General features: G+C 37.6%; 9 protein-coding genes. 5 read left to right on the top strand and 4 right to left on the bottom strand.

Annotated elements, in window-relative coordinates; translation table 11 throughout:
• Positions 1-226: hypothetical protein (locus tag RMY64_RS36145; RefSeq protein WP_322702618.1), on the top strand; the 226-nt coding region annotated here is incomplete at its 5' end.
• A 228-nt stretch (positions 227-454) separates the two neighbouring features.
• Here the strand turns inward: RMY64_RS36145 and RMY64_RS36140 are convergent.
• Positions 455-610, bottom strand: coding sequence for a hypothetical protein (locus RMY64_RS36140; RefSeq protein ID WP_322667452.1), 156 nt, complete (start codon positions 608-610; stop codon positions 455-457).
• 109 nt (positions 611-719) lie between these two features.
• Here RMY64_RS36140 and RMY64_RS36135 point away from each other — a divergent pair, with 109 nt between their 5' ends.
• The 3 genes from RMY64_RS36135 to RMY64_RS36125 all read left to right on the top strand — a co-directional run bounded on the left by RMY64_RS36135 (position 720) and on the right by RMY64_RS36125 (position 3,199).
• Complete coding sequence (locus RMY64_RS36135) at positions 720-1,523, top strand: SAM-dependent chlorinase/fluorinase (protein ID WP_322702617.1); 804 nt, start codon at positions 720-722, stop codon at positions 1,521-1,523.
• Positions 1,524-1,853: 330 nt separating this feature from the next.
• Complete coding sequence (locus RMY64_RS36130; RefSeq protein ID WP_322688826.1) at positions 1,854-2,510, top strand: DUF2301 domain-containing membrane protein; 657 nt, start codon at positions 1,854-1,856, stop codon at positions 2,508-2,510.
• Positions 2,510-3,199, top strand: coding sequence for an ElyC/SanA/YdcF family protein (locus RMY64_RS36125; RefSeq protein WP_322673771.1), 690 nt, complete (start codon positions 2,510-2,512; stop codon positions 3,197-3,199). The genes RMY64_RS36130 and RMY64_RS36125 overlap by 1 nt, the downstream gene beginning before the upstream one ends.
• A 284-nt stretch (positions 3,200-3,483) precedes the next feature.
• On the opposite strand, the gene RMY64_RS36120 is transcribed toward RMY64_RS36125, so the two are convergent.
• Both RMY64_RS36120 and cas12k read right to left on the bottom strand, forming a co-directional pair.
• A complete protein-coding gene (locus tag RMY64_RS36120; RefSeq protein WP_322702616.1) occupies positions 3,484-4,620 on the bottom strand; it encodes an alpha/beta hydrolase in 1,137 nt (378 codons plus the stop codon).
• Between the two features lie 599 nt (positions 4,621-5,219).
• A complete protein-coding gene (cas12k, locus tag RMY64_RS36115; RefSeq protein WP_322702615.1) occupies positions 5,220-7,547 on the bottom strand; it encodes a type V CRISPR-associated protein Cas12k in 2,328 nt (775 codons plus the stop codon).
• A 1,861-nt stretch (positions 7,548-9,408) separates the two neighbouring features.
• Between cas12k and RMY64_RS36110 the strand changes: the two genes are divergently transcribed.
• The gene (locus tag RMY64_RS36110; RefSeq protein ID WP_322702614.1) at positions 9,409-10,020 is read left to right on the top strand and encodes a transposase family protein; all 612 of its coding nucleotides are present in this window, start codon (positions 9,409-9,411) and stop codon (positions 10,018-10,020) included.
• 353 nt (positions 10,021-10,373) lie between these two features.
• Here the strand turns inward: RMY64_RS36110 and RMY64_RS36105 are convergent.
• Positions 10,374-10,723, bottom strand: a 350-nt coding sequence (locus RMY64_RS36105) for a hypothetical protein (RefSeq protein WP_322702613.1), incomplete at its 5' end; no start/stop codon positions are given.

The following is a 10,723-nucleotide window of genomic DNA, read 5'->3' as shown; positions in this document are numbered from 1 at the left end:
GAAAGATGATTTAGTCAACGTCTTCAATGATGGGGGTCTAGCCAGTATCGATACTCACTTATCTAATGGTGGGAGTTTTGATAGCCAGCGATGGGCAACTGGCCAAGGCGGTTTTTGGGATGCTCAAAAATGGCTAGTCGGCGATTTTAACGCAGATGGGAAAGATGATTTAGTCAACGTCTTCAATGATGGGGGTCTAGCCAGTATCGATACTTATATTTGGTAATGATAAGCTTTTATAGCTGTTGCCAGGAAACCCTCTAATATCGTGTCCGGTTAAAGACTTATCATTAAGACGGCAGGGGAGCAGTTCTTGCTGGGGGCAGGGAGAAAGAGGGTTTCCTGGTTTTTGCACAGATGTGGGAATTATAACTAATTAGGCGGACATGATATAAAAACAAAAAACCCGCCGTAGCGGGTTGCACAACAAAACTATGAACAATGAAAACTTGATTTAGCTGGAATACCTCATTTCAGCTTCCAGTTGACGGATTAACTGTTCGTCGCCTTTTGCTCTAGCTATTTCCAAGCGATGCTCTAGGCTTTTTTGAATATTCGCTCTGTGAGTTTCTCGTGATTTGCTCAAACTTTGTAGTCTATTTTGACTCATAGTGATTACCTGCTTTAGTTTTTCAATTTATGTCTTGTATTCCTAACATAACACACATTTTGTAGCTGTTGCTACAGAAAATATATTTTTTATATAATTTGGCTAAAATATGTCTAATAACCAGATAGATAAACAACCACTCGTGACTTTACTGAGCGATTTCGGCGATCGCAATGTTTATGTAGGCATAATGAAGGGAGTCATAGCCCAAATCAACCCCAGACTGAGGGTGGTAGATTTAACCCACCAAATTCCGCCGCAAGACATCAAAGCAGCCAGGTTTAGCCTGATGAATGCTTATGCCCATTTCCCACTTGGGACAGTGCATCTGGCAGTAGTAGATCCAGGTGTGGGAAGCAAGCGACGGGCGATCGCAGTAGAATTTGCTCAAGGGTTTTTGGTCGGGCCAGATAATAGTATCTTTAGCGGGGTACTCAGTCAAAGCCCCGCGATCGCAGCCGTCGAACTTACAAATCTTAATTATTGGCGCACTCCTCAACCAAGCAAAACTTTTCACGGTAGGGATATCTTTGCACCAGTCGCAGCTAATCTTGCTAGTGGTGTCCCCCTCAAACAGCTAGGGCAAGAAATCGATTTAGGAAGTTTGGTAAACCTGGATATAGGCGACTGCAAGCAGACAACCACTGGTGTAGTGGGTTGCATTCAATATATTGACCACTTTGGCAACTTAGTGAGTAACATTCCAGCCAGTTACGTGCAAGGTAAAAGTTGGTATGTGCAAGTTGCAGGATTGAGTGTACCAGGGTGTGAAACTTACAGTGAGGTGAAAGTGGGAGAGATAATAGCTTTAGTTGGCAGTCACGGTTGGGTAGAAATTGCCATTAATTGCGGAGATGCTCACTCACAATTACAGATTGATTTACAAGATCCGTTAGAAGTGTTGTTTTTTTAAGACAATCAGACCAGTGAATCTTGCTAAAGTTAAGACAGTGAAAAATTACCAGGCTGCAAAGTGCCTGTTGGTAATTTGTGGTCAAGTCAAAAAAAGGGGAAAATTCTAGATATAAAAAGGAGGATGGGCAACTACACACCACTTAAAAACAAGCATTTTCATTCACCGTAGGCAGTGCCAATTTGACAAAAATTTCCAGAAAGCAACTGCTAAAAGATGTAAGTTTAGGAATGGTGACATGAAGTTGCCTTATTGCTCATAATAATAAAAGTAACCCTTGAGCAATTTCCTGTTGTACTCTACTAGAGAATCATAATTATATTCTTAGCTATGACTACACAAACACTCTCTGCACCAGAAGTTTATCAAGGTCAGTTTGGGGAATTTACAATTACTCAAAGCGATCGCACTGGCGTAATTATCTATCGCGCTGGGTTAATGGTAGCAGCACTGAGCTTTGCCATAGGCAGCGCCTTGATTTTACTCAACAATAACCCAACAGTTGTAACTTTACTGACACCTTTATATGCTTGTTTTAGCATCGCACTTGGTGTAAGTTTATTTACCATCCATATCTACATGGCATCACTGCACCGAGCATTGCAAGTTTTTTGGGCGATTGGTAGTATCGCATCAGTGATTCTGGCGATCGCTAGTAGTGAACCTTTAGCTCTTGCGATTTACAATCAGCCAATTACCTTATTTGGAGTTGGTTTTATCTTTGTAGCTTTAACAGGTATTTATTTTAAAGAGGCTTTTTGCTTCAATCGCCTGGAAACCAAAGTATTAACCCCAATTGTACCGCTACTGTTGTTAGGACATTTGGTAGGAATTTTACCAACTCAGGGAGAAAGCATTTTATTAGGAACTTGGGCAATATTATTTTTAGTGTTTGCCCTGCGAAAGACAGTCCAAGCAATTCCTGCTGATATTGGAGATAAGTCTGTGTTTACCTACTTGAAAGAACAACGTTTAGCTAAGGTTTAATGCGGATAAAAAATCGTCGGTGTCAAAAATTTCCCAAAATCAAACTAATCAAACGCCAAGAAATGTGGACACTTACGGCTCAAGGGTGGGCGATTGCGATCGCTTTGATTGTTTATTTAATATTTTTCATTTTTAGTCATGTACACTCATTTCTGGCCGTAACTTCCCCGATCCAATCAGCAGAAGTATTAGTTGTTGAAGGATGGCTACCAGATTACGCTATAGAAGAAGCTTTGACTGAATTTCAAAACGGTTCTTATCATCAAATAATTACTACCGGAGGTACATTAGGAAAAGGAAGTTATCTTACCGGATACAAGAACTTTGCAGACGTGTCAGCTGACACCTTCATCAAACTCGGTTTAGAAGCAGAAAAAGTAGTAGCCGTTCCGACACCTTTTGTGGTTAAAGATCGTAGTTATGCATCTGCTGCTGAATTTGAGCGTTGGCTATCCAATTCAAATTTAAAGATAGAATCGATTAATCTTTTTTCCTTGGACGTTCATGCCCGTAGGAGTTGGTTTCTTTTTAAAAAAATACTTACCCCTCAAATTAATGTTGGTGTGATTGCTGCGACAACACAAGATTATAATCCAAATAAATGGTGGAACTCTAGCGAAGGCGTGCGGATGGTTATTGATGAAGGTATAGCTTATCTTTATGCACGGTTTTTGAATTGGAAGGCCTAATAGTTATAATTCGTAATTCGTAATGACGCTCGTAGACTCGCTACCGCTACGCTAACGTAATTCGTAATTCCCCAACTTATTTAATAAATCGGGGAGCTATCTAGTGAGCGTTTTATGTTTAATTAACGTGAGTTCGACAAGCCCTTTTTTGCACCTCTCCCCCAACCCCTCTTGGACACCCAGAGGAAAGCAAAAACCGTAATTTTTCGTTGCTCCTCCCTTTCCCCGTGGGAGAGGGAGGTTGTCCGGGAGAGGTTCATCGAACTCACATTAATTAGGTTGACCTACTTACCCAGGATTTGTAATAATGCTTGCCGATAAATTTTCAAACCCTCTGCATTCAGATGGTCGCCATCACTGGTTAAATTTTCTTTAAGAACATTATTTTCATATAATGGTGCTAGTCCGGCTGCGGCAACTGGTACTTTTTCTGTTTCAGCCACTTGATTAATCAGAACATTAATTTGTTCAACTCTCTTAAGTGGGGCTGCTACTGTTGGATCTGAGCTTGCTGCCACTGTCGAATAAAAAGCCGGAATTAGAAAAATCTCTTTAGTTCCCATTGTGCGGATAAGTGCGATCGCTTCTTGGAGGTTTTTGCTAAATAACTCATCACTGATTTGATACAAAGCATCATTTCCACCGATGGCAATAATGGCTTTTTCGCATTTCACCTTGGTAGGAATTAAACTTTTGAGTTGTTCTAGTAATGAGATTGTACTCAGACCATTTAACCCAAAATTAAAAGTACCACTCCCAAGAGTATTGCCAAGTCCAGCCGAAATAGAATCGCCAAATAAGCAACCTGAGAACTGTTTATCTTGGGCGGCGAGTGTTTGATATTGTAGGGCAACTTTCCCTAAAGGTGAAGAACTTACGTCATCTTTCGGCGGCGCATCAGCAGAACTAGCAGAGGAATTTGCCATACCGACTAGCTTCTGAATTTTTGACACATCAACAACTAATCGATCGCTGGGATAAGCTTGTAGAAAGCTGGCTATCCCTAGACCTTCTGGCGATCTTGCTCCGATGATAATAGCCGATCGTAGTGCTTGTATACTAGCTCGATCGCGACGAGCGATCGCTTGGGATGCAAAAGATAAAATTTGCTTGCCCATTCCTGTGTTTATCAACTTATCTAAAGCCACAATATCAAGCGACATTTTCACCTGAAGGGCTTCTTGAAATTTCTGTTTCTCTTTAGCGCTAAGGTAATCTAGAAAAGACTTCAGATCGGCAGAAACCTTTTGTGTCTTGTCATAGTTGCGTATATCTGCCACCGGGATCGATTGCTCAAACAATCCGTACCTGACGGTAACTTTTTCGGCTGCCAAACTAGGTAATAAACCAAGGCTACTATGCACCAGTAAAAATATTAAGCACCCAGATAGGCTGATTAAAAGACGATAGAAATATTTCATCACAGAAGATAAGAAGATAGATAGTCAATAGTTAATAGTCAAGAGTCAAGAGTCAAAAGTCAAGGGGAATTGGGAAAGAGGTCTTTGTAGAGACGGCGATTTATCGCGTCTCTTGCCTTAACCGAACAAAGTTCCAAGAGTAGTTTTGTCAGGACTGTCTAAAATCCTAGCCTTATTTTTTTAAAGCCAAGATTTAATTATCCTGTAAAGACGTGGAATTAATTCTAGGTAAGAGTTTTAAAGTTTTGGCAGCACACCAGGAATTTTGACCTCGCTTTGCCTTGCCAAAAAAATATTAGGGGGGTTCACCCTTGCTCGGGGCGATTCGGTAGCAGCCACGACACGTATATCTGTACCCTTATAGTTAAAACTTTAAGAGCATAGCCTCCTGATGCTAGCAGCGAACTGCACCACATCTATGAAGCGAACTCCATAGAAGAGGCGGACAACTACCTGGGCCGGAAAGCAATTAAACTGACCCACACTTTTCACATTACATTGGCTTTATAGAACATTGGCTCTATAAAGCATATAAATGCGCGCTATGAAAAAATATTGTTTTGTCAAGGTACAGAAATATTATCTAAACTTTGAAGAGTTTAGCTAGTGTGGTAAGTTGCCATAACTAATCCATGCGCTTTTTCCTGTAGACTTCCTTGAACAGGTTGTCGTCTTACTGTAGTAGAAATGCCTTGTTTTGCAGCACGGACTTGAATACTCTTTTGCAATCTGCTATAACTCCAACGATGAAAGTTTGTACGGAAGATTTTGGAATAATTCCTTTGAGATGTTTTATCTTGAGGAAATTTAGACTCTGCTCTGGCTTGAATTTCACTTTCAATGCTCTCCCGAATATTTTTAAGTTCTGGTATAACGATTGTGCTGGCTTGCCATTTAAGAGAAAGTTCAACAATCCTAGCTGCTAGCAAGCGATCTAAGTATTCGCCTAAATGGGACTCTGAATGATACTTGACATAAACGTCTTGTTTTTTATTATTGCTTTGGTGAGGTAGATTCTGTCGCTTTTTTCTCCGCAAAGGTTTTAAGTTCTGTTGCTTATACATCCTTAGTCTATTAACTAACCTGTACTTTTCAAACCTCAACTGAAATATGCTCCGGTGACGAAGTGGTTTTTTTATACTTTGGCTAGCTAATAGCTGACGAACGTTATAGTACTTTAGTACCTTACCTGTTTTTATTTCTACAACTGCAACAGCTAACAGTTTTTGATAGCTAAAGCTGACACTAAGCATAATATTAGGATAGCCTTCATAGATTGGTTTACTAGGTCTTGGAGGAGATAGATTTAGAAGATAATTTAGTGTAGATTTCTTGTGGTTAATTTTTACTTCTTCTTTAGTCTTTTCTTTTGAGGTCTTACTACATTCTTTCTGAGAACTTTTTATTTTCTCTTGACGTACCTTCTCAGTTCCTTCAGCAGTGAGCAAGCGAGTGTCAATGGTGCAATGGAGAAATAATCGATGAGTATTCCAAGGTTTATCTTCCTGCTGTCCTAATTTAGCACTTGAACTTTCATTTAATTGGTTATCTTGAGATTGCTTTCTTTTTTTCTTGTGAGGTTTGCGTGTATTCTCCTTCCAAAGTAGACAAGCTGAACGCAAAAGAAAAAGACCCATAGAAAACTTTTCTTCTTTATTTAATTTTTTGTGAGTTTGCCAGTCCTTGAGGAACTGTTGAAATATAGGTAACTGGCGGCGATCACATTGAATCCTAAAGATATGACTACTCAGTCCTTTACTTTTGAAGCTGACACAAATATGAGATTGCTTTACTTTCTTTTTATTTTTACGTTTTTTTCCCTTAGGAGACTGGATATTTTCTTGATTATTCAAGCTCTGTTCGACTGATTGAGACACTTTAGTATCTTTTTTTTGTTCAAGCGACCAATATAGATCATCAGTACTGCCAAAGATGATAGGGTATGGTAAAGACTTGTAAATCTTTAAAAGATTAGCATCTCGTGTAGGTGCTTGATTTTTCCAATCTGTAAATTCTGCTCCAATGTTTTGGTTAATATTTTCAAATATAATTAGTATTCTCTCAATTATGTAAAAATTAAACTTAATATACCTATTAGTTAGTAATGTGCCAGCAATAAAAATAAACATTATTATGAGAAGTTTAGTTAATAATTTATGCTTTGGAAGGCTTATAGCTTCTGCTAAACTTATTTTAAATTTTTCACCATTTGGATCACGTCCCTTTGGGAGCCTACTTTTAACTTGTTCTTCAAGACGATTAATTTCTATTTTCTTTTTACCAAGTCGTAAAGAGAGTTCTTCAAGATTTTCCTGCTCATTTACCTGTGAATTATTTTTAAGTAAATGAATAATAGCACGGCGAGTTAGAATATCTTCAGTTGCATCGTAAGTCTTAAACAGAATATCAAATATTGAAATATTAGCCGTAGAGTCTTTGCTTTTTGGCTGTTTACTCTTTTTACCTTTTGTTGTAATAGACTCCTCAGAGAGTTGTTTAGCAATTGCTTGAGCTAATATTTCTTGAGCTTTAGCAAAAATCATATCTTGGCTAAAATCACTGAGTTTTGCCAACTGAAAGTCACTTTCTACAACATCTAGCCACCGCTTTTTTTGATCTATTCTCCATTGTTTATCCTTTTGTAGAGCTATCCACGATTTATAAGTGTAATTAACCATATAACACGCTGAGGTGTAAAAGCGTGCAGGCTGATCCTGAAAACGAACATCTGTCTTCATAGTTTCACAAAGTTGACGTATCTCTTTTTCAGGAATAAAGCCTTGTTTTTTCCAATTTTCAAAAGTTTGATGTTGATTAATCTTCTGGTTCAGTTCATTAATTAGAGGTGTATTTTTAGTCTGCATCAATTCCCACATATAGCGCCGAGTTTCTTCGCTAGCGGACAGACCACATTGAACTGTAATCATGTTCATGGCTTTTTCCTAATATGAAATTAAATAGAATTTATTTACTGACGATATAAACAATATATAAGAATGATTTTTTACTAGGAAAGAGAGGAAACACTTATTTTTTGAAAAAATAACTAATTATAAGTAACAAGATAATTTTTATAGTGTTTTGACTTCAAAATGATATAGCCAAAAATATATATAATTTTTAATTAGTTTAATTTATTATTAACAATCTCTTGTCAAATTTGATTTTATCTAGATTAATCTAAGTTTAAGCTTGAAGAAAAATGGCTCTCCTAGACTAGTTATAGAAAATTAATACCTGATATCAGGTTAAGCCCTTATGTAGTAAAGGATTCAAGAATCAGAAAGCATATTTTTATTAAATCTTTGATTCTATTTTAGCGAAACCTACTTAGATCAGGTGTTTTAACTGTTTTTTAGTATTAATTTATCAAACGAAGTCTGGGAGAGCCAGAAAAATCGAGAAGAAAAGTCCCTAGTTTCAAGCTTTTCAGTAATTCTCTACTCATGAGTAATTTAAATATAAATAATTTAAAATATCTATATTGTCACTGGTGACAACTATCCAATTGTCATCTAACTTGCCATTGAATTAGTTTTTAGGGTTTGCTCAATTGATTTCAGTACCAATTGAATATCTGTGTTCAAAGCATTTGAATAAACTTGAATTAGTGGACTTTATGACTGGAATTTAGCATAAATCAAGCAAAAATAGCTCGACATTGAATTCCATTGATTTTATTAAGAATAGCCACACGAATAAATGGTCAATTAAGTGTTAATAGTATTATTAGATACTTTATAGGCTTATTAAAGCCTTTTTTAACAACGGGATAACGAGTAGGTTACTGTCGGGGTTGGGTTGGTCGGGAGTCGAACCAGAAGACTTTCTTAGCTTGTACTTATGTAAAGCTTGTGTAATCTTTGCAGTAACCGCGTTAGTACGGTAAACTAAAATTAGGACTAAGGATGTAGAAATGACACAGCGAAAAGATGCATTAGGGCGGTTTGGGTTAGCAGGTGAGGAGCCTTTAACCAAAAAAAACAATTGGGATTAGACTACGCCAAACAGATTATGACAAGCTGATGGCTATTCACCCAAACGACTACACTAATTGGCTTAGAGAAGTGATAGCACTTGCTATCGAACAACAGAGTCAAGGTAACTCATAAAATTAAAAAGTAATACTCTAAGACCTCCAAGAAAGCTTTACTGTGAGAGAGGTTTCTGAGTTCCAAGATTCCCAATTTGGGAATTATATTCAGCATTTGTAACATCTTGAATCACTTCTTCAATCAAATTCCTTAGTCTCTTTTGAGAGTTTAAGACTGCTTCGAGCTTTTGTTATTTAATATCTTCGTCGTCAACTAAATAATAATTAAAACTCGTTTTCAATTAGCCTGCTACTGGAATAACACTCAGGGGATAGTATAACAATACGGTTCAGTTAAGACTAAAAACTAAAACTGGCGTAGATTGGGTTGAGGAATAAAACCCAACATTATCAAGGCTTTTTTGGGTTTCGCTGCCGCTCAACCCAACCTACTATTCTTCTTAACTGAACCGTATTGGATAGTGTAATTTCTTATTTGGAACAAAGATCCAAAGGTTTGATTGAGCCTTTGTATGATTGACTTCGCAAGATTGCAATACTGAAAATTGATGAACCAAGTTTTGAACTGAATCAACACAATTTGACCCAACGTTTCGGTAGACGTAAACAACCAAAAGTAAAATTTAATTAAGAAAGACTAGAATGAACACGTATTGTCTAATCTTAATATATGCCCAAAAAATCTTAGGGTAAAGCCTTTGAATTAGTGCAAACTAGGGAAGGAGTAACAAAGAATGCAACAACTGAAGAACAAACTTATTCAGACGACTGAGGGAATTTTAGAAGTTACCCATAGCAACCAGGTTTGGCAGATTGACCATGCCATGTTAGATACTCTATTAACTGACGAAGACGATAAACAAGTTGTCGGTCGTCCATACATAACGTTGGTAATGGATAGTTACTCTGATTGTGTCACAGGTTTTAATTTGGGTTTTGAACCTGCTGGCTCCCATGAAGTTGCTTTAGCTCTGCGTCATGCAATTTTACCAAAGCATTACGGAATAGAATATGAACTTCAACAAACATGGGAGATTTGTGGAATTCCTGAATATATAGTGACAGACCGTGGAAACGAATTTAAGTCGGAACGTTTAAAAGAACTATCACTAGAGTTAGGGTTTATATTACGCCTCCGTGCTTTCCCCCAAGCAGGTGGTTTAATTGAATCGATATTTGGCAAGATTAATAAAGAAATTCTGTCGTTATATGGTGGATATACTGGTCTAATTACTGAGGAACGTCCTCCAATAAAAGAAAGAACTGCCTGTCTAACGCTTGATCAACTAGAGAGAATATTAGTCAGATATTTTGTAGACCATTACAATTATCAGAGGCTAGTTTGAAAAAAAGCTGAGGAACCAGGGTAAACTGGTGGGGCTGGGTTTTTTCCATTTGCTCTGGTGTACCCAGTTAATGACGACTATTTATAACTAAATCTAAAAGTAGGTAATTCACTGCAATAGCAGCATACTCCTTCAAAGTTTTCTCCAATTGTAAAAATACTCGATGCTATTGAGTAATACCATAATTACTCAAGTAATCATGAGTTCCATAATCGCTACAGTCTTTAAAAAGTCTTACTGGATTCCAGCAAGCTTAGGTTTGTGTGGATACATTGTAAGGTATTTAAAACCGCTGCTAAACCGTATTGGGAAAACCTGTATTAATATTGCAGCAGGGTTATGCACTTAATTTATTAATCGATACTTTTGTTGCCAACAAAACTTAGTGCTTGCTCAATTGATTTCAGCGCTGATTGAATATCTGCACTCAGTGCATCTGCCTCAGCTTTAATTACAGCCACACTCTTCCCAATTTCGGTCAGAGATTTTTTGATACTTCTGATTCGTCCCAAAGCTGTGCGGCTCTGCTGAATTTGTTGTTCAACAGCAGTTACATCCAGTTCTGATTCAAAGGTACGCAATTTATTTAACCTTTGCTGGATCACCAAAAAGCGGATAGCAATGATTAAAAATGGATGGGTTGTGGCAATCCAATAACCTGACTCAGAAACTCCCTCTGCCCAATCACCGATTTCCTGCGCTA

The organism is Nostoc sp. DedQUE08 (assembly GCF_034530895.1).
GTDB lineage: Bacteria > Cyanobacteriota > Cyanobacteriia > Cyanobacteriales > Nostocaceae > Nostoc.
This window is presented reverse-complemented; position numbering and strand designations above follow the sequence as displayed.